Consider the following 18,713-nt stretch of genomic DNA (forward strand, 5'->3'; position numbering starts at 1 on the left):
CGCCGGCGAGCGTCACACTCGGGTCAGGGCCTTGTCGCGCCGCTGGGCGACCGCGGACCCGGACTCGCGACGAGCCATCCGCTGCAGCAGCCGGGGTGCGAGGACCAGGCCGATCACGGACCACACGGACAGCACGGCGACCGCCTGCCAGACTCGCCACTCACCGCCCGGCTCGAGGGTCGCGGCCCAGTCCGGGAGCAGTGCCGCGCGCATCGCGGCGGCCAGCCAGTGCAGCGGGAACAGCTGGCCGATGATCTCGACCCAACGCGGCAGTCCGCCGGTGCTGAAGATCCCCGAGGCGTAGACGAGAGCACCGATGACGACCATGCCCCAGCCGCCCACCGACCTCGGGTTCTTGAAGATCGAGCCCAGCACGAAGCCGATCGGCGCGCAGGCGAGCAGTCCGAGGACGATCAGCGCGACGACGCCCAGGAACCCGACGATGCCGCGGTCCCAGAGCCCGTCGATGAGCGCCGTGGCGGCGATGAGGATGATCGCCGAGCCGAAGATGGTCTCGTACGTGACCCGGGCGGACTGGCCGACCACGTAGCCACGCATGCCCCGCGGGACGCTCTTCGCGCGCAGCAGGGTGCCGTCCTCGCGCTCGGTCACGACGACCGTGGCCAGCCCGTAGGCGGCGCCGAAGACCACCATCATCGCCAGCGCGTTGGGCACGATGAAGTGGGCCACGCTGATGTCGGCGTCCTCGATCATGTTGTCGCGGTTGAGGTACAGCACCACGGCGAGGATCCCGTTGAGGAGCACGTAGTACATGAGGTCCTCGGGTGCGCGCAGGCTGTTGCGGAACTCGATCCAGCCTCGGCGCAGGCCCGAGCGGACCGAGACGTCGACGATGCTCATGCGACCACCTCCTGCACCTCGTCGGACGCCTCGTGGCGGGCGACCATCGCGAGGTACGTGTCCTCCAGGGTGGACCGCCGCACCTCGAGTTCCGCGATCCCGTCGGGGTGCCGGGCGAGGAGCTCGCGCACGAACGCCGTGCCGTCCGTGGTGGTGTCGGCGTGGGCCCGGCCGTGATGGGTCCAGCGGACCTCGGTGGTCCCCGAGATCTGGTCCGCGAGCGATGCGGCGCTGCCGTCGGCCACGATCCGTCCGTGGTTGAGGATCAGGATCCGGTCGGCGAGCTTCTCGGCCTCGTTCAGGTCGTGGGTGGTCAGCAGGATCGTGGTGTCCTCGAGGTCACTGAGCCGGTGGACGAGCGCGTGGAAGTCCCGCCGCGCGACGGGGTCGAACCCCACGGTGGGCTCGTCGAGGAACAGCACCTCGGGCCGGCCGACGATTCCGATCGCGACGTCGAGCCGGCGACGCTGGCCGCCCGAGAGGGACTTGACCTTCGCTCCGGCCTGGGGCGTCAGTCCCACGCGGTCGAGGAGGTCGTCGGTGTCGTACGGACGCTTGCGCGCGGGCGTGGCGTAGGGCGCGTAGTAGGAGCCGAACTGCTCGAGCAGCTCGCGCACCTGCCAGCGGCCGTGGTCGCGCCAGGACTGCAGCACCACGCCCACGCGGGACCGCCAGGCCTCGTCCGCCGTGAGCGGAACCTCGCCCAGCACGCGCACGTCACCCGCCGACGGCTTGCGGAAGCCCTCGAGGATCTCGATCGTGGTGGTCTTGCCGGCGCCGTTGGGACCGAGGAGGGCGACGACCTCGCCGCGGCGGACCTCGAAGTCGAGGCCCTTCAGGACCTCCTTCTCGCCGTACGACATCCGCAGGTGGGAGGCGGAGACGACCGGCGTCTCCAAGGGTGAGGCGGGAGCCACGGACTCACACTTTCGGTCGGAGGTGTTCGTCCGAACCTAGTACGAGTGCCGCGCCAGCAACAAGGCAACGGACGATGCCCTGTGCCTCACCAGGTGTCGACGTACCGGTGCGACCCCTCGCCCTTCCAGTCGCCGAGCGTCGTCACGATCCAGCGGCGCGTGTCCGCCGGGTCGATGACCTCGTCGAGCTCGAGCTTCATCGCGCCGTTGATGGCCTTGCCCGCCTCGTAGTGCTGGGCGACGAGCTCCTCGTAGCGCTCGGCGCGCGCCTGCTCGTCCTCGATCGCCGCGAGCTCCTTGGAGAAGCCCAGACGCACCGCGCCCTCCAGGCCCATGCCGCCGATCTCTCCCGTCGGCCAGGCGAGCGTCGCAGTGGTCTCGGCGAAGCCGCCGGCCGCCATGGCCTGGGCGCCCAGGCCGTACGCCTTGCGCAGCACGATCGTCGTCAGTGGCACCTGCAGGTGCGAGGAGATGACGAAGAGCCGGCTGAAGTGGCGCACCGTCGCGGTCTGCTCGGACTCGGGCCCGACCATGAAGCCGGGGGTGTCGCACAGGGACACGACGGGCAGGCCGTGCGCGTCGCACAGCTGCAGGAAGCGCGCCATCTTGTCCGCGGCGTCGGCATCGATCGCACCGCCGAGGTGAACCGGGTTGTTGGCGACGAGGCCGTACGGGCGGCCCTCGATCCGCACCAGCGCCGTGATCGCGCCGACGCCGAACTCGCGCCGCAGCTCCAGGACGCTGTCGGTGTCGACGAGGGACTCGATCACCTCGCGGATGTCGTACACCTGCTTGCGGTTCTCGCCGATGACATGGCGCAGCACGCGCTGGTCGCCCGCCGTCCACTCCTCGCGCCGACCCTGGAAGTACGAGAGGTAGCGCTGCGCCACCGAGATCGCCTCGGCGTCGTCGCCCACCACGACATCGACCACGCCGTTGGGGGACTGGACCGACATCGGGCCGATCTGCTCGGGCGTGAACACGCCCAGTCCGCCGCCCTCGATCATGGCCGGACCGGCCATGCCGAGGTTGGCGTCCTCGGTCGCGATGATGACGTCGCAGCAGCCCAGCAGGGCCGCGTTGCCGGCGAAGCACCGGCCGGTGACGACGCCGACGGTCGGCACGACGCCGCTGAGCGAGCCCATCGTGGCGAAGGTGCGCACGTTGAGTCCGGCCGCCAGGAGGTCCGCGGTGTCCGTGTCGCCGGGACGTCCGCCGCCGCCTTCGGCGAACAGGACGACCGGCAGCCTGCGGTCGCGCGCCAGCTCGAGCAGCCGGTCCGTCTTCTTGTGGTTGAAGTAGCCCTGCGTGCCGGCCAGCACCGTGTAGTCGTAGGCCAGGACTGCGCACTGGTGAGCCGTCCCGTCCGCGGCGGAGCCGTTGATCGTGCCGAGACCCGTGACGATGCCGTCGGCGGGCGTGTTGGCCATCAGGTCCTCGAGGCTGCGACGCTGCCGCTGGGCCGCGACCGGGAGGGATCCGTACTCGGCGAAGGTGTCCTCGTCGACGAGCAGGTCGATCCACTCGCGGGCCGTCAGGTGGCCGCGGGCATGACGCTTCGCGACGGCCTCGGGCCGAGCCTCGTCCCGCGTGCGGGCGAGCCGCTCCTTGACCTCGGCGAGGTCGGGACGGATGTGGTCGAGGTCGACGGCCACGGTCTCCGCGTGCTCGTGGTCGACCGACTCGTCCGGCGTCACGACCGCGATGGGAGCCCCGGCGGCGACCTGGTCGCCGGCGGCGACGAGCACGTCGACGACGGTGCCCGCGAACCCGGCGGTGACGGGGTGCTCCATCTTCATCGACTCGAGCGTGGCCAGGGGGGTGCGCGGGCCGACGGTGTCGCCGGGCTTGATCGAGATTGCGATGACCGTGCCGTTCATGGCCGAGCGGACCTCGCCGGAGCCGTCGGTCGTACGGGCACTCGCGGCCCGCTCGGCGAGCAGGTCGTCGAGCCACGCCGTCGTGACCTCGCCGCGACGGACGGTGTCGTGGTCGAGGACCTCGCGCAGCAGGGGGATGTTCGTGTTGACGCCGTCGATGCGCAGTCCCGCCACGGCGGCGTCGGCCGCCGCGCAGGCGCTGGCGTGGTCACTCTCGGTCACGGTGATGACCTTGGCGAGCAGCGAGTCGAACGTGCCGTCCACGACGGTCCCGACGGCGATGCCGGTGTCGACGCGGACGCCCGCGGGCAGCGACAGCCCAGTGACGGTGCCGGTCGTGCCGACGACGGTCCCGTTGACGACCTCCTCGGCGTTGACGCGGGACTGGATGGCGACGACGCCCGGTCGCGGCGTGACGTCGCCGGGCACGCCGGCATCGGCCAGGGTGCGTCCGGCGGCGACGAGGAGCTGCGCCTGGACGAGGTCCGTCCCGGTGACCTCCTCGGTCACGGTGTGCTCCACCTGCAGGCGGGGGTTGACCTCGATGAACACCGCGTCCAGCAGGCCGCCGTCACGCAGCAGCTCGGCGTTGACGAGGAACTCGACCGTCGCGAGGCCGCGGTAGCCGAGCGGCGCGACGAGGTCCTTCGCCCAGCCCAGCAGGCGTGCGCGGTGCGTGTCGTCGAGCGACGGGCTGGGAGCGGTCTCGACGACCTTCTGGTGCCGGCGCTGCACGGAGCACTCGCGCTCACCGAAGGTCGCGACCGAGCTGCCGTCGCCCAGGACCTGGACCTCGATGTGCTTGGCGGCCGGCAGCAGGCGCTCGGCGTAGACCGCGGCGTGCCCGAAGGCGCGCTCGGCCTCGGAGCGGCAGCGCGCGTAGGCCTCGGCCAGGTCGGCCGGATCCGTCACGGGACGCATGCCGCGACCGCCACCGCCGGAGACGGCCTTGATCATGATGCCGCCGCGGTGCCGCTCGAGCAGCGCCGCGACCTCGGTCAACGAGGCATCGGGGCCGGTCGCGTCGAGCACGGGGACGCCCTGGGCGAGGGCGTGGCCGCGCGCCTGCGACTTGTCGCCGAAGAGCTCGAGCGACTCGGGTGCGGGGCCGACGAAGGTCAGTCCGGCCACGGCGCACGCGCGGGCTAGCTCGGGGCTCTCGCTCAGGAAGCCGTAGCCGGGGTGCACGAGGTCCGATCCGGAGCGAACGGCGGCGTCGACGATGGCCTCGACACCGAGGTAGCCGGCCACGCCTGCGCGGGGGAGCAGGATGCTGCCGGGCGCTGCGGCGCCGGCCTCCTCGGTCGTGTGGACGTGCTGGGGCGTCCAGCCGAGCGCCGTGACGGCGCGGTCGATCCGGGCGGCGATCTCGCCCCGGTTGGCGATCAGGACCTTCATGACTCTCCTGGCGTTGACATGGGTGTCAACGTCCATCCTCGCGACTGTTGACACCTGTGTCAATGGCGACGCTAGGCTGGGCGCCATGACACAGGGCTGGTCGGTCCGCGAGGACCACGATCGTGCGGACGCAGAGCGCCACGGCGAATTGGTGCTGGCGGCGCGCTCGGCGTTCGAGGAACTGGGCTACGGCGCCACGACGATCGCGGAGATCACGCGTCGCGCTGGCGTCAGCCGGGCCACCTTCTACGTGTACTTCGCCTCGAAGGAGCAGGTGTTCGCCGTCCTGGCCGAGCAGGTGCGCGACCGCTTCGTGCGGGCCCAGGACCTGGCGGGGATCGACCGCGACGACGTGTCGGCGGTGCTGCGGCGGACACTGGCGACCACGCTCGAGGCGACGGTCGAGAACCTGGCGTTGATGGCGGTGCTCAACCACCAGGCCGTGGGGGACGACGAGATCCGCGCGCTGTGGCTCGAGATCCAGCGCGAGGCCGTGCACCGGACGGCTCGGTACGTGGGCCAGCAGGCGCGCGCGGGTCACGTCGAGCCGGCCGCCGACCCCGAGGCGCTCGGCATGATGGGTGCCGGGATGAACGACCGCTACGCACCGCTCGTCGTCTCGGGGGTCACCACGACCGAGGACGCCGTCGAGGAGATGCACCGCATCTGGATGGCCTGCCTCGGCCGGTGAATCCACAGAGGGCCACGACCCTCTGGCGTGGTCATCGGACAAGCCGCCACGATGTGCGGATGCCCACCACCATGCACGCTCTCGGTGTTGTTCTCCTGGCGCTTCTGCCCGGCGCGCTCTACTCCTGGGCCTTCGAGCGGATCGTGGGTCGGTGGGGCTCGGGGGCCAGTGATCGCCTGTTCCGGTTCGTCGGCGGCTCGGCAGTCCTCCATGCGCTCTTCGCTCCCGCCACGTGGTGGCTGTGGTCGACTCACCTTCCGCTGGCTCGAGACGATCCGCCGTCCTGGTGGGCCTGGCCCGCCGTCCTTCTCTACGTCGCCGTCCCGCTGATGGCAGGAACGGCCGTCGGTTGGGGGACGCGGTCGCGCCGGCGTTGGGCGCTCGCGATCACCGGGCCGGACCCTGCCCCTCGAGCCTGGGACCATCTCTTCCAGGGCCCGCGGAACGGATGGATCAGACTGAGGCTGAAGTCCGGCACGTGGGTGGGCGGTGCCTATGCCAGCAGCGGGGAGCTCAAGTCGTACGTCTCCGGGTATCCCGAGCCGGAGGACCTGTTCCTTGCCGCTGCCGCTGAGCTCGACCCGGCCACCGGGGAGTTCGAATTGGGCGGCTCGGCTCGACCAATCCTCGGCCGTGGGCTGCTCGTGCGGTTCCAAGAGGTCGAGTACCTTGAGTTCATCGATGCCTGAGGGGGAGTGACCGTGATGAAGAAGAGCTCCGATTCCGCAGCACGGCGCATCGGCAGGAGCCGACCGAAGCGTGGAGGCTACGAGTCCTCCAAGGATGTCTCGGACCTGAGACCTCCGCCAGCAGGTCCGGCGCTCGGCGGCGCGGTTCGACCCTCGCCGCCCCGGTCCGCCTAGGGAGGTCCGCGGCCTCGGCCGGGTGATCAGGACGGACGCGAGGTGCCGAGCCGGTGGCTCAGCGGGACCGACCAGTCGAGCTCCACGTGCTCGGCGAGCAACGCGTCGATCCGCTCGGCGACCTCGGGTGCGATCGCGGTCGCGCGCCGGGTCGTGAGGTCCACGTAGGCCTCGACGAACTCCAGGGTGCTCGCGATCTCGCCGGTCGACCGGTTCACCAAGATCGTGACGGCGTGGATCGTCTTGGTGCCGCGCCCGAGGACCCGCAGGTGCGCCGAGACCTCGTGCCCCACGAGGATCTCGTGGTGGAACTGCACGTGGTGCGCCACGCTGAAGGAGCTCTGCCCGGTGCGTTCGAGGAAGGACTCGTCGACGCCCAGCTGGGTCGTGAACGACCCTTCGGCCGCATCCATGTGCAGGTCGTAGTGGCCGCGGACGTTCACGTGCCCGTTGAGGTCCTGATAGCGCTCCGGGACGGTGCGCGTCAGCAGAGGGGCGATGCGGTCGACCTCGGCCGGTGTCGGCAGGGCGCTCACGAGGGGACTCCGGCGTTGAGCGCCGCCGCGTCGTCGGCGAGCTCGTGCTTGCGCACCTTGCCGGTCGCCGTGAGTGGGAGCGAGCCGATGACCTTCACGAGCGGCACCTTGTAGGGCGCCATGTTGGCCTTGGCCCACGTCACCAGCTCGTCGGGCGTCAGGTCCGCCTCGGGGCGCGGGACCACGAACGCCACCGGGCGCTGGCCCGTCCTCTCGTCGTCGGTCGGCACGACGGCCACCGAGTCGACGGACGGGTGCTGCGCCAACAGCATCTCGACGTCGGCCGGGAAGACGCTCATGCCATTGACCTTGATCATCTCCTTGCGGCGACCGAGGTAGTGCAGGAAGCCCTGCTCGTCGATGCGGCCGTTGTCGCCGGTGTGGATCCACCCGTCGACCAGCTGCTCGCGGGTGGCCTCCTCGTTGCGCCAGTAGCCGTCGGTCACGGAGGGGCTGCGGACGATGATCTCGCCGACCTCTCCCAGCGGGACGGGGGTCTGCGTGCCGAGCTCGACGACGGCGACGTCGGTGCCAGGGACGGGGATGCCGCAGAAGACCGGCTCGGCGAGCAGGTCGAAGTCGTCCTGGGCGAAGCCGTAGGGGACGCAGTCGATGGTGTGCGTCTCGGTCATCCCGTAGGCGGACTCACGCAGCACGGAGCCGGGCACGACCTCGGCCCAGCGACGGCGGACCTCGGGGGTCATCTTGCGGATGAACGACACGGCCTGCGGGTCCTCGAGCGAGCTGAGGTCGCGCTGGGCCAGGTCCTGGGTCTCCATCAGCTCGAGGTAGTTCTCGACGGTGCCCGTCATCAGCGTCACCCGCTCGCGCTCGATCGTGTCGACGACCTCGGCGGCGTTCCAGCGCGCCATGAGGATGCTCGTGCCGCCCAGGACGAGGGGGATCAGGATGCCCAGGTCCTCGCCCGCGATCCAGAAGATCGGCAGGTAGCACAGCGACACGTAGCTGCCGTCGTCCGGCATCGCGGTCGCCGCGGCAGCGCTGACGACGGTGTAGAGCATGTGGCCCTGCGAGTGCTGGCAGCCCTTCGGCATGCCGGTGGTGCCGCCGGTGTAGTTCAGGGCCGCGAGCGACTCGAGGTCACCGTCGTCGCCGGCGTACGGCTCGGCGGACGTCGCGGAGTCCCAGCCGAGCTCGCCGGTCGAGTCCACGAGCAGGACCGGCAGGTCGGGGACGCGATCCGCGCAGGCCTCGAGGACCGGCGACAGGGCGCTGGTGGTCACGACGAGGACGGGCTCGCTGTCGAGCAGCTCGTACGCGAGCTCGGCCGGCTGGAACATCGGGTTCACCGGGACGTGGACGGCTCCCAGGCGCAGCACGGCCAGGAAGGCGATGACGAACTCGGTGGAGTTGCCCAGGTAGATCGCGACGCGGTCGCCCCGGCCCACTCCGTGCTGGGACATCCAGGTCGCCACGCGTCGGTGCGCGTCGTCCAGCTCGGCGTACGTGTAGCGCGTGTCGCCCATGGCGAGCGCGACATGGTCGGGGCGCTCGGCCGCCCAGTGCGAGACGTGGGCCGGGATCGTGATCCGGCCTGCCGGGTGGGAGACCTCGGCGGGGATGCCGGCGGGCCGGGCCGCGGCCTGCAGGCGGCGGACCTCGGTCAGGTACTCATCAAGACTCTGGTGGCTCGTCATGGGCCGGTCTGCCTCCGGGGGGTGCGGGCGGGCGGCCGCGCGCGGGAACGTGTGTCGGCCGTCTCATTGACGTTGGTGTCAACGAGTGAAGCCGACTTTGACGTTCGTGTCAACAGGCGGTTCCGTCGAGGGGCGCCCTGGGTCAACGGGACGGCTCCGAGGCGCCGACGAGCGACATCGCCAGGTCGGCATGCTGGAAGCCGATGGTCATCGGGGTGCGTGACGAGCCGTGGCGATACCAGCGCGAGACGTCGATGCAGATGGACAGGATCGTGATCCTGGCGAGGGCGGGATCGGCGATCCGGAAGACGCCGTCGTCGATGCCTGCCTGGAGGATCTCGTTCATGTGCGTGTCGATGCCGCGGCGCAGGGCCCACACGTCGTCGAACTCCGGCTCGTGGCGCAGGCGGATCTCGTACTCGAGCGATCGCGCCAACAGGTTCATGTCGGCCAGCCACGTGGTGAAGGACGCGACTCCCAGCCGGAGCCGGTTGAGGGGATCCGCGGCCTGACGGGCGGGGTCGTTGAACGAGCCGGTGGAGGCCCGGTGTCCCTCCAGTGCGATGCGGTGGAAGAGCTCCTGCTTCGACTCGAAGTGGATGTAGACGGCGGCCGGGCTCATGCCGGCGCGAGTGGCGATCTCGCGCGTCGACGCGCCGTGGTAGCCCAGGTCGGCGAACGCGAGGGTCGCGCCGCGCAGGATCCGTCGCGAGGCGCCCGTGGCGCGCTCGTCCCAGAACTCCTCGATCCGTCGCTCGGCGCGTTCGCGGTCGACGAGGAACGTGGGCGGGAGGGTCCGTCCGGCGTGGTCCGTGCTCTGGCTCATCCCCGTGTGCTCCGTCCGGCAGGCAGGCTCGACATCGTCGGCCGTCGTCCAGGGACAGCATAAGCGTATGCTTAGGTCCAGTCCAGACAATGGTGAGTTGCGAAAGGTCCTGTCATGTCCGATGTGCGAGCTGAGCTGACGGCTTCAGTGTTCAAGGTCGAGGTCGCCGTCGGCGACGCCGTGGAGGAGGGCCAGCCGCTGGTGATCCTCGAGTCCATGAAGATGGAGATCCCGGTCGTGGCGACGCGCGCCGGCACGGTGGAGGAACTGTTGGTTTCCGAGGGAGAAATGGTGGAGGAAGGCGCGGTCGTGGCGCGCCTGGGCGCCTGACGCCGAGCCGATCTTCCACACTGCCCGGGCCGCTGACGGCCCGGGCAGTGCTGTGTCCAAATAATGAAATTGAATTCAAGTTACAGTTGCGCGCTGTGACCGCGATCACCTAGGTTGGCGTGGTCATCGACCTAAGCGAACGCTTAGGTCAGGCCTGAGGGTGAGAGCGGCTCACCCCCGACGACGTGAGGGGCAGCAGTGAGCCACGTGTGGTCCGACGAGATCGACGAGATCTCCCGCCGACAGCGCTTCGCCGAGTTGCTCGGTGGCGAGGACAAGATCCGCCGCCAGCACGAGAACGGGCGCAGCACCGTCCGCGAGCGCATCACCGACCTGCTGGACTCGGGCTCCTTCGAGGAGATCGGCGCGCTGGCCGGCTTCGCGACCGTCACCGACGACGGGACGACCGTCGGCGTCATGCCCGCGAACTTCCTGTTCGGCCTGGGCGAGATCGACGGCCGCCGGGTCGCGCTCGGCGCGGACGACTTCACGATCCGCGGAGGCGCCGCGGACGCCTCGATCATGGCCAAGCAGGTCGACTCCGAGCGCCTGGCCGCCGCGCTGCGCGTGCCGCTCGTGCGGCTCGTCGAGGGCACGGGCGGCGGTGGCAGCGTCCGCATGATCGAGGACGCCGGCTACACCTACGTGCCCGCGAACCCGGGCTGGGACGCCATCGTGGAGAACCTGTCGGTCGTCCCCGTCGTGGCCGCGTGCATGGGTCCTGTCGCCGGGCTCGGTGCCGGCCGTGTCGCGATGAGCCACTTCAGCATCCTCATCGAGGAGGTCGCGCAGATGTTCGTCGCCGGCCCCCCGGTCGTGAAGCACGCGACGGGCGAGAGCCTCACCAAGGAGGAGCTCGGCGGCGCCGACATCCACCGTCGCAGTGGCGCGATCGACCGGATCGTCCCCGACGAGAAGGCTGCCCTGCAGGCCGTCCGCGACTTCCTGTCCTACCTGCCCTCGAGCGTCCACGGCCTGCCGCCGGTGACCGAGGCGGTCGAGCCCGCCACGACCTCCGACGCGCTCGCCGACGTCGTCCCGCGCAACCGTCGCCAGCCGTACCGGTTGCGCACGATCCTCGACGCGGTCTTCGACGCGGGCTCGAACTTCGAGTACGCCGGCTACGGCGCCTCGGTCTACACCGGCTTCGCTCGCCTGGACGGTCACCCCGTGGGCGTCGTCGCCACCGACCCGTACAAGGGCGCGACCATGACGCCGAACGGCGCCGACGCGCTGACGCGCCTCATCGACCTGTGCGAGACGTTCCACCTGCCGATCGTCAGCCTGACGGACCAGTCGGGGATGATGATCGGCCTGCAGGCCGAGAAGACGGCCGCCATCCGCCGCGGCGCGCGTGCCGTCGTCGCGGCCTATCAGGCCCGTGTGCCGATGGCCGAGATCATCGTCCGCCGCGTCTTCGGTGTCGGCGGCGCCGGCCAGATCAATCGCCATCGCTACAACCGCCAGTGGGCGTGGCCGTCGGGCGACTGGGGCTCGCTCCCCGTCGAGGGCGGCATCGAGGCGGCCTACCGCGCTGACCTCGAGGCGGCCGAGGACCCCGCGGCCATGTTGGCCGACATCCAGGCCCGGCTCGAGGTCGCGCGCTCGCCGTTCCGTACCGCCGAGCGCTACGGCGTCCAGGACATCATCGACCCGCGCCGCACGCGCGAGGTGCTGACGCGCTGGGTGCGCGACGCCTATCGCGTCATTCCCGAGCAGGTCGGCTCGCCCTCCTTCGGAACGAGGCCCTGACATGAGCCACCAGCCGACCGCTGCCGAGCTCGAGGCGCTCCTGGAGTTCGACTTCGCCACGGCCGTCGACGCGCTCGACCACCACGCGGCGCACTCCGCCGACCGTCAGGCGATCGTCTACGGCGAGACGGGGGAGACCCTCACGTACGCGCAGTTCGCCGAGATCACCGACCACGTCGCGGGCAACCTGGCGGACCAGGGCGTCCGCCCGGGCGACCGCGTGAGCATCCTGACGATGCAGCCGCTCGTGAGCACGGTCGTGATGTACGCGCTGTGGAAGGCCGGCGCCGTGTACGCCCCGGTGAACTTCCAGTACGCGGGCGACCTGCTGGCCTACCAGCTGAACGACACCGACCCGGCGGTCCTGTTCGTCGACCGCGCGATGCACGAGCGTGTCGCCGACCTCGGCGACCGGCTGCACTGCGCGCCTCGCGTCGTCGTCATCGACGGCCTGCGCGACGGTGAGCTCGGCGCCCTGCTCGAGAAGGCGACCCGTCCTGACGTCCGGGTCGAGTTCGACGACCCGGCGAACGTCATCTACACGTCGGGGACGACCGGTCCGTCCAAGGGCGTGCTGCAGTCGCACCGCTGGGTCAACCAGTACTGCTGGGTCGGCCGCAAGACGCTGACGACCGACGACGTCGTCTACAACGACCTGCCGATGTACCACGTGGGCGGCGCGCACTTCAACGTCGTGCGGGCCCTGTGGGTCGGCGCATCGGTGAGCCTGTGGGACCGGTTCAGCCCCAGCGACTTCTGGCGCCGCATCCGCGAGACCGGGTGCACGGCGGCCGTGCTGCTGGACGTCATGACGCCGTGGCTGCTCAACGCCGAGCCGGCCGACGACGATCGTCGCAACCCGCTGAACAAGGTCCACATGCAGCCGCTGCCGGCGAACCACCACGACTTCGCGGTGCGGTTCGGCATCGACTTCGTCACCTCGGGGTTCGGCCAGTCCGAGTCCGGCAACCCGCTGGTGACGCTGACCGAGCAGACCGAGCAGGGCGACGGCACGCCGGACGACCTGTACCGCGGGCTCTCCCACGCTGAGCTGCGCGAGGTCTTCGACCAGCACGGCCTGCTCGTCCACCGAGGGACCGACGCGATGCCGAAGGGCATCATGGGCAAGCCCACGCCGTTCCTCGAAGTGGCGATCCTCGACGACCGGGACCGCGTCTGCCCCGACGGCGTCGTGGGCCAGCTCGCGATGCGTCCCCGGCTGCCCTCCCTCATCCACGACGAGTACCTCGCCAAGCCCGAGGCCACCGTCAAGGCCTGGCGGAACCTGTGGTTCCACACCGGCGACGCGGCCCTGCGCGACGAGGACGGCGTCTTCACCTACGTCGACCGCATGGGCGACCGCATCCGGGTCCGTGGCGAGAACATCTCCGGGTTCCACATCGAGGAGATCCTCGTGAAGCACCCGTCGATCTCGCTGGCCGCCGTGATCGCCGTGCCCAGCGGCGAGGGGGACGAGGACGACGTCGTCGCCTTCGTCGAGCTCGCCGAGGGCCACACGTTCGACCGCGTCGCGATCGACCAGCACTGTCTCGACGCGATGCCCAAGTTCATGCGGCCGCGCGACGTGATCCCCGTGGGCCAGATCCCGCGGACCCCCACCAACAAGATCGAAAAGTACAAGCTGCGTCAGCAGTGGACGGAAGGACAGGCCTGATGAAGATCCGAACCCGAGGAGGTGCGGTCCTGGCTGCACTGCTCCTCTCCGTCGTCGCCGCCTGTGGCGGCGGTGGCAGCTCCGACGGCGCCGACCGCACGCTGCGCGTCGCCGCGGCGTCCGATGCGTCGTCGCTCGACCCGATCCGCGGCAACGCGGGCACGGACCACGTCCTGCTCTATCCGCTCTACGACACGCTCGTCTCGTACACGTCGGGTCTCGAGCCCGAGCCGGGCCTGGCCGAGTCGTGGGAGCAGAAGACCCCGACCGAGCTGACCCTGAAGCTGCGCGAGGGCCTGAAGTTCCACGACGGCGAGCCGGTGAACGCCGAGGCCGTGGTCTACAACATCGAGCGCGCCCAGGGCGAGGGCTCGAACATCCAGGCGGACCTCGCCTCGGTCGAGTCGGTCACCGCCGACGACGAGCTCACCGTGACGTTCAAGCTCAAGGACGCGGACGCGTCGCTGCTGCTGGTGCTCGCCGATCGCGCCGGCATGATGGTGTCGCCCAAGGCCGCCGAGGCCGCCGGTGGCGACCTCAGCGCCAAGCCCGTCGGAGCCGGCGGCTGGAAGTTCAAGGAGTGGAAGCGCGGCAACGTCCTCAAGGTGACGAAGTTCGCCGACTACTGGGACGACGAGGCCGAGCGCGTCGAGGCGATCGACTTCAACATCATCCCCGAGCCGAAGACCCGCGTGACCTCGCTGCGCTCCGGCCAGCAGGACGTCGCGATGGAGATCTCGCCGTCGGACAGCGACTCGCTGGAGAAGGCGGACAACGTCTCCCTCGACGCGTCCCCGCGCGTGAACCTGAACCAGGTCTACCTGAACAAGGCGAACCCCGAGCTCAGCGATCCGGACGTCCGCAAGGCACTGTCGCTGGCGATCGACCGTGAGGCGCTGCTCAAGAGCGGCTACTTCGAGCGTGGCGTCGTCGCCGACGGCATCGTGCCCGGTGGTGACTACTGGGCCGCGCCGCCGGCGTCGGTGAAGTCGGACTACGACCCCGACCAGGCGGAGAAGCTCCTCGCCGGCGCGGGCAAGGCCGACCTGACGTTCGACATGATCGCGAACGCCGACTCCGCGACGATCCGCGTGGCCGAGATCCTCAAGGAGCAGTGGGCCGCCGTCGGCGTCACCGTCAACATCCGCCCGCTCGAGATCGTCCAGGCGACGAACGACTACTTCAACGACCGCAAGGCTCCCGCCCTGCTGTCGCAGTGGACCGGTCGTCCCGACCCGGCCATGAGCTACCGGCTCATGTTCTCGGGCGAGGGCTACTTCAACACGTCGGACCAGGACACGCCCGGTCTTGAGAAGGCGCTGGCGAAGGCGGACGTCTCGACCGAGCCGAGCGAGCGCAAGCCGGGCCTGGACGAGGCCGCCGAGGCGGTCTTCGCGGACACGCCGTGGCTGCCGCTGGTGTTCGGCGACTCGCTCGTCGGTCTGGGCGACGACGTCAAGGGCTTCGAGGGCAACCTGCTCGGCAAGCCGAAGTTCATCGGGGTCAGCCTCGGCTGAGCCGAGGTCAACAGGAGGTGACGGTCATGCCATTGCTCACGGTCGAAGGACTGCAGGTCCACTTCGGTCACGACGACAGCCACGTGCAAGCCCTGTACGACGTCGATCTGACGATCGAACCGGGCGAGATCGTGGGGCTCGTCGGCGAGAGCGGAAGTGGCAAGACCGTCACCTCCCTGGCCCTGATGGGGCTGCTGGATCCGCGCAGCTCGCGGATCCAGGGGAAGGCGATCCTCGACGGCAAGCCGTTGTGGAACGACGATGGCGAGCGCAAGGGTGCTCGCAAGGACCTCCCGATGGCGATGGTGTTCCAGGAGCCGATGACGGCGCTGGATCCCGTGTTCACCGTCGGGTACCAGCTGATCGAGACGCTGCGGGTCCGGCGCGGCATGAGCAAGTCGCAGGCGCGCACGGAGTCGCTGTCGTTGCTCGACTCCGTCGGGATCTCGGACCCGAAGGCGCGCATGAAGGCCTACCCGCACGAGCTGTCGGGCGGTATGCGCCAGCGCGTCATGATCGCCATCGCGCTGGCGTGCGACCCGAAGCTGCTCATCGCGGACGAGCCGACCACGGCCGTCGACGTCACGATCCAGGCCCAGCTGCTCGACCTGATCAAGGGGCTGGCCAAGGAGCGCGGCATGGCCGTCCTGTTCGTGACGCACGATCTCGGCGTCGTGGCCGAGACCTGCGACCGGATGATCACGATGTACGCCGGGCGGATCGTCGAACGCGGACCGGTCGGCGAGGTGCTCGGCGACCCGGGCCACCCGTACACGGCTGGACTGCTGGCGGCCCTGCCGTCCCCCGAATCCCGGGGCGATCGCCTCGCGACGATCCCCGGCCGCGTCCCCGCGCCCGGCACGATCGTCGAGGGCTGCGTGTTCCGCCCCCGGTGCCCGTTCGCGCAGGACGAGTGCACCAAGCCCCAGGAGCTCCTGCCGCTCTCGCCGACGCGCGAGGTCCGCTGCATCCGCTCCCGTGAACTCGACTTCGAAGGAGTCGCCTCATGACCACCCCGTTGTTGTTCCTCGACGACGTCTCGGTGCGGTTCCCCCTCGGCGGCCGGCGCCACGTCACCGCCGTCGACGGTGTGAGCCTCGAGCTGCGCGAGGGCGAGACGCTCGGCCTCATCGGCGAGAGCGGCTCGGGCAAGTCCACCGTGGCCCGCGCCGCCATGGGCCTGGTGCCCATCAGCGGCGGCACGGTCCGCTGGCGCGGCGAGGACGTGTCGGGCTTCAACGCGAAGCAGCGCCGCTCCTTCTCCGAGTCCGTCCAGATGGTCTTCCAGGACCCGCACAGCGCACTCGATCCGCGCCGCACGATCCTGCAGAGCGTCCGCGAGCCCCTGGACGTCATGGGCCGGGGCGACAAGAAGGACCGCGAGCAGGTGGCCGTCAAGGCACTCGAGGACGTCGGCCTGCCGAGCCAGATGCTGACGCGGTACCCCCACCAGCTCAGCGGCGGCCAGAAGCAGCGCGCCAACATCGCGCGCGCCCTGGTCACCGATCCCAAGGTCCTGGTGTGCGACGAGTCCGTCGCGGCACTCGACGTCGCGCTGCAGGCCGAGATCCTCAACCTGCTGCAGGACCTCAAGGCCGAGTACGAGCTCACGATCCTGTTCATCAGCCACGACCTGTCCGTCGTGAGCTACATCGCGGACCGGATCAGCGTGATGTACCTGGGCAACATCGTCGAGAACGCCACGACCGAGTCGCTCGTGGAGACGAGCCTGCACCCGTACAGCGAGGCGCTGCTGTCCGCGCAGCCGCTCGTGCACGACTCGTCGGCCGACCGTCGCATCGTGCTGAACGGCGACATCCCCAGCCCGGTCTCGCCCCCGCCCGGGTGCCGGTTCAACACCCGGTGCCCGTACGCGCAGGAGCAGTGCCGCCAGGAGAAGCCGGCACTGTTGCCGGTCGTCCCGGGTCACTCGTCCGCCTGCCTGCGGGTCGACGAGCTCTACGGTGACCGCATCGTCAGGACGGTGGCGTGATGAGGATCCTGCGTGTGGTCGGGACCTGCCTGCTGTCGGCCGTCCCCACCCTCATCCTGGCGACCCTGATCGTCTTCATGCTGCAGCGGCTGATCCCCGGTGACCCGGCGGTGGCGATCGCCGGCGAGTACGCGACGCCCGAGAACCTCGAGCGGATCCGTGCCGACCTGGGCCTGGACCAGTCCCTCGTGATGCAGTACCTCACGTGGATCGGCAACGCCTTCACCGGTGACCTCGGGACCTCGTTCCAGACGGGGGAGCCGATCAGCGACCTGATCATGCAGCGCCTCCCCGTCACCTTGCTGCTGACCTTCATGGCACTGCTCGTGGCCATCGTCATCGGCCTGCCGGCCGGTGTCTGGGCCGCCCAGAAGGTCGACACCCCCTTCGACCGCTTCCTCACGACGGCGGCCACCGCCGGCATCGCCATTCCCAACTTCTGGTTGGGCATGATGCTCATCATCGTGTTCGCGCTGAACCTGGGCTGGTTCCCCGGACCCGGCGGCGTCAGCCTCCAGGCCGACCCCGCGGAGGCGCTGCGAGGACTCGTGCTCCCGGCCCTGGCCTTGGGCCTGGTCGGCGGTGCGGAGATCTGCCGCCAGGTGCGCAGCGCCATGGTGGAGAGCCTGTCGACCGACTACGTCCGGACGCACCGGGCCAAGGGCCTGTCGAACCGCAGCATCGTGTGGAAGCACGCGCTGAAGAACTCCAGCCTGCCGTTCGCGACGATCATCGGCCTGCAGGTGTCGCGACTCATCGGTGCCGCGGTCGTAGTCGAGGCCGTGTTCGGCCTGTCCGGACTCGGCTCGCTGGCCGTCGAGGCCACGAACCAGCGTGACTACGGCGTGATCCAGGCGGTCGTGTTCGTCGCCGCCGTGATCGTCCTGTTGACGAACCTGATCGTCGACGTCTCGTACCGCCTCCTGGACCCGAGGATCTCCTGATGACCGTTGACGCCACCAACCTCGCCGCCACGACCGCGACTCCCACCCGAGTGCGGCGCAAGGCCGGTCGCCTCTCGGTGACCGTCAGCTACGGGATCCTCGCGCTCGTGGCGATCGTCGTGGTTTTCGCCGGGTTCCTGTCGCCGTTCGACCCCAACAAGCAGGACCTCAACGCCATCTTGCTGCCGATCAGCGGCGAGCACTGGCTCGGGACCGACGACCTCGGTCGTGACGTGTTCAGCCGCATGCTGCACGGCACCCGGGTCTCCGTCCTGGCCGCGCTCCTGGCGGTCGCCCTCTCGGTCGTGATCGGGCTGCCGCTGGGCATCGCCGCGGGCTGGCTGGGCGGTGCCACCGACCTCGTCGTGATGCGCGTCGTCGACTCGGTCATGTCGTTCCCCGCGATCGTGCTGGCGATCGGCATCACCGCGACGATGGGGCCCGACATCACGACGGCGATGATCTCGGTCGGCATCGTCATGTCACCGGCGATCCTGAGGCTCGCCCGAGCCCAGACACTGGCGATCCGCTCCGAGACCTACATCGAGGCGGCCAAGTCGTTCGGCGCGCGCGGGCTGCGCCGGATGGTCCTGCCGCACGTCCTGCCGAACATCATCCAGCCGGTGCTCGTCCAGGTCGCGGTGCTGATGGGCTTCGCCCTGATCGCCGAGGCCAGCCTGAGCTTCCTGCAGCTGGGCGTCCAGCCGCCGACCGCCTCGTGGGGCGCCGTGCTCTCGCGGTCCTACACGTTCCTCGACCAGGCGCCCATGCAGATCTTCATCCCCGGCATCGCGATCGCCGCGACCGTGTTCGCGTTCAACATCATCGGCGACGAGATCCAGCGACTCCTCGACCCCAAGCGGAAGTGATCC

The 18,713-nt window shown here is 70.1% G+C and carries 16 protein-coding genes; 10 read left to right on the forward strand and 6 right to left on the reverse strand.

Going from position 1 to position 18,713, the window contains the following annotated elements; translation table 11 throughout:
* Nucleotides 1-12 precede the first annotated feature (12 nt).
* The 3 genes from RT323_RS06665 to RT323_RS06675 form a co-directional block, all read right to left on the reverse strand.
* Entirely contained in the window at nucleotides 13-861 is an 849-nt protein-coding gene (locus RT323_RS06665; RefSeq protein WP_313406168.1) for an ABC transporter permease, read from the reverse strand.
* Entirely contained in the window at nucleotides 858-1,778 is a 921-nt protein-coding gene (locus RT323_RS06670) for an ABC transporter ATP-binding protein (protein ID WP_313406170.1), read from the reverse strand. Before RT323_RS06670 ends, RT323_RS06665 begins: the two co-directional genes overlap by 4 nt.
* Before the next feature lie 86 nt (nucleotides 1,779-1,864).
* Nucleotides 1,865-5,056: a carboxyl transferase domain-containing protein gene (locus tag RT323_RS06675; protein ID WP_313406173.1), complete on the reverse strand. Its 3,192-nt coding sequence runs from the start codon at nucleotides 5,054-5,056 to the stop codon at nucleotides 1,865-1,867.
* Between the two features lie 85 nt (nucleotides 5,057-5,141).
* Here RT323_RS06675 and RT323_RS06680 point away from each other — a divergent pair, with 85 nt between their 5' ends.
* Together RT323_RS06680 and RT323_RS06685 are read left to right on the forward strand one after the other, a co-directional pair.
* Nucleotides 5,142-5,747 (forward strand): helix-turn-helix domain-containing protein, encoded by a 606-nt coding sequence (locus tag RT323_RS06680; protein ID WP_313406176.1) that lies wholly within the window; start codon nucleotides 5,142-5,144, stop codon nucleotides 5,745-5,747.
* 59 nt (nucleotides 5,748-5,806) lie between these two features.
* Nucleotides 5,807-6,436, forward strand: coding sequence for a DUF6338 family protein (locus RT323_RS06685; RefSeq protein ID WP_313406177.1), 630 nt, complete (start codon nucleotides 5,807-5,809; stop codon nucleotides 6,434-6,436).
* Between the two features lie 200 nt (nucleotides 6,437-6,636).
* Here RT323_RS06685 and RT323_RS06690 read toward each other — a convergent pair whose 3' ends face one another.
* From RT323_RS06690 to RT323_RS06700, 3 genes are all read right to left on the reverse strand, one after another.
* Nucleotides 6,637-7,146 (reverse strand): thioesterase family protein, encoded by a 510-nt coding sequence (locus tag RT323_RS06690; protein WP_313406180.1) that lies wholly within the window; start codon nucleotides 7,144-7,146, stop codon nucleotides 6,637-6,639.
* Complete coding sequence (locus RT323_RS06695; RefSeq protein ID WP_313406182.1) at nucleotides 7,143-8,804, reverse strand: AMP-binding protein; 1,662 nt, start codon at nucleotides 8,802-8,804, stop codon at nucleotides 7,143-7,145. Before RT323_RS06695 ends, RT323_RS06690 begins: the two co-directional genes overlap by 4 nt.
* Nucleotides 8,805-8,946: 142 nt before the next feature.
* Nucleotides 8,947-9,630: a TetR/AcrR family transcriptional regulator gene (locus RT323_RS06700; RefSeq protein ID WP_313406185.1), complete on the reverse strand. Its 684-nt coding sequence runs from the start codon at nucleotides 9,628-9,630 to the stop codon at nucleotides 8,947-8,949.
* 114 nt (nucleotides 9,631-9,744) lie between these two features.
* On the opposite strand from RT323_RS06700, the gene RT323_RS06705 reads away from it, so the two are divergent.
* The 8 genes from RT323_RS06705 to RT323_RS06740 all read left to right on the forward strand — a co-directional run bounded on the left by RT323_RS06705 (nucleotide 9,745) and on the right by RT323_RS06740 (nucleotide 18,710).
* Nucleotides 9,745-9,960, forward strand: a complete 216-nt coding sequence (locus RT323_RS06705; protein ID WP_313406187.1) for a biotin/lipoyl-binding carrier protein — start codon at nucleotides 9,745-9,747, stop codon at nucleotides 9,958-9,960.
* 198 nt (nucleotides 9,961-10,158) lie between these two features.
* Nucleotides 10,159-11,712, forward strand: a complete 1,554-nt coding sequence (locus RT323_RS06710) for a carboxyl transferase domain-containing protein (RefSeq protein ID WP_313406189.1) — start codon at nucleotides 10,159-10,161, stop codon at nucleotides 11,710-11,712.
* Between the two features lies 1 nt (nucleotide 11,713).
* Nucleotides 11,714-13,387, forward strand: a complete 1,674-nt coding sequence (locus RT323_RS06715; RefSeq protein WP_313406191.1) for an AMP-binding protein — start codon at nucleotides 11,714-11,716, stop codon at nucleotides 13,385-13,387.
* Complete coding sequence (locus tag RT323_RS06720) at nucleotides 13,387-14,904, forward strand: ABC transporter substrate-binding protein (RefSeq protein ID WP_313406193.1); 1,518 nt, start codon at nucleotides 13,387-13,389, stop codon at nucleotides 14,902-14,904. The genes RT323_RS06715 and RT323_RS06720 overlap by 1 nt, the downstream gene beginning before the upstream one ends.
* Nucleotides 14,905-14,930: 26 nt before the next feature.
* Nucleotides 14,931-15,914 carry an ABC transporter ATP-binding protein gene (locus RT323_RS06725; RefSeq protein WP_313406194.1) on the forward strand — a complete coding sequence of 328 codons (984 nt, stop codon included), beginning with the start codon at nucleotides 14,931-14,933 and terminating at the stop codon, nucleotides 15,912-15,914.
* Nucleotides 15,911-16,897 carry an ABC transporter ATP-binding protein gene (locus RT323_RS06730; protein WP_313406196.1) on the forward strand — a complete coding sequence of 329 codons (987 nt, stop codon included), beginning with the start codon at nucleotides 15,911-15,913 and terminating at the stop codon, nucleotides 16,895-16,897. Before RT323_RS06725 ends, RT323_RS06730 begins: the two co-directional genes overlap by 4 nt.
* On the forward strand, nucleotides 16,897-17,841 hold the full coding sequence (locus RT323_RS06735; RefSeq protein ID WP_313406197.1) for an ABC transporter permease: 945 nt from the start codon (nucleotides 16,897-16,899) through the stop codon (nucleotides 17,839-17,841). The genes RT323_RS06730 and RT323_RS06735 overlap by 1 nt, the downstream gene beginning before the upstream one ends.
* Entirely contained in the window at nucleotides 17,841-18,710 is an 870-nt protein-coding gene (locus RT323_RS06740) for an ABC transporter permease (RefSeq protein ID WP_313406199.1), read from the forward strand. The genes RT323_RS06735 and RT323_RS06740 overlap by 1 nt, the downstream gene beginning before the upstream one ends.
* Nucleotides 18,711-18,713 lie beyond the last annotated feature (3 nt).

This window comes from Aeromicrobium sp., from assembly GCF_032084975.1.
Taxonomy (GTDB): Bacteria; Actinomycetota; Actinomycetes; order Propionibacteriales; family Nocardioidaceae; genus Aeromicrobium.

What these genes read in the sequence shown, in the direction of transcription:
- RT323_RS06730 (WP_313406196.1), top strand. Translation starts at nt 15,911, where the DNA reads ATGACCACCCCGTTGTTGTTCCTCGACGACGTCTCGGTGCGGTTCCCC.
- RT323_RS06725 (WP_313406194.1), top strand. Translation starts at nt 14,931, where the DNA reads ATGCCATTGCTCACGGTCGAAGGACTGCAGGTCCACTTCGGTCACGAC.
- RT323_RS06720 (WP_313406193.1), top strand. Translation starts at nt 13,387, where the DNA reads ATGAAGATCCGAACCCGAGGAGGTGCGGTCCTGGCTGCACTGCTCCTC.
- RT323_RS06735 (WP_313406197.1), top strand. Translation starts at nt 16,897, where the DNA reads ATGAGGATCCTGCGTGTGGTCGGGACCTGCCTGCTGTCGGCCGTCCCC.
- RT323_RS06665 (WP_313406168.1), bottom strand. Translation starts at nt 861, where the DNA reads ATGAGCATCGTCGACGTCTCGGTCCGCTCGGGCCTGCGCCGAGGCTGG.
- RT323_RS06695 (WP_313406182.1), bottom strand. Translation starts at nt 8,804, where the DNA reads ATGACGAGCCACCAGAGTCTTGATGAGTACCTGACCGAGGTCCGCCGC.
- RT323_RS06685 (WP_313406177.1), top strand. Translation starts at nt 5,807, where the DNA reads ATGCCCACCACCATGCACGCTCTCGGTGTTGTTCTCCTGGCGCTTCTG.
- RT323_RS06675 (WP_313406173.1), bottom strand. Translation starts at nt 5,056, where the DNA reads ATGAAGGTCCTGATCGCCAACCGGGGCGAGATCGCCGCCCGGATCGAC.
- RT323_RS06680 (WP_313406176.1), top strand. Translation starts at nt 5,142, where the DNA reads ATGACACAGGGCTGGTCGGTCCGCGAGGACCACGATCGTGCGGACGCA.
- RT323_RS06705 (WP_313406187.1), top strand. Translation starts at nt 9,745, where the DNA reads ATGTCCGATGTGCGAGCTGAGCTGACGGCTTCAGTGTTCAAGGTCGAG.
- RT323_RS06715 (WP_313406191.1), top strand. Translation starts at nt 11,714, where the DNA reads ATGAGCCACCAGCCGACCGCTGCCGAGCTCGAGGCGCTCCTGGAGTTC.
- RT323_RS06700 (WP_313406185.1), bottom strand. Translation starts at nt 9,630, where the DNA reads ATGAGCCAGAGCACGGACCACGCCGGACGGACCCTCCCGCCCACGTTC.
- RT323_RS06740 (WP_313406199.1), top strand. Translation starts at nt 17,841, where the DNA reads ATGACCGTTGACGCCACCAACCTCGCCGCCACGACCGCGACTCCCACC.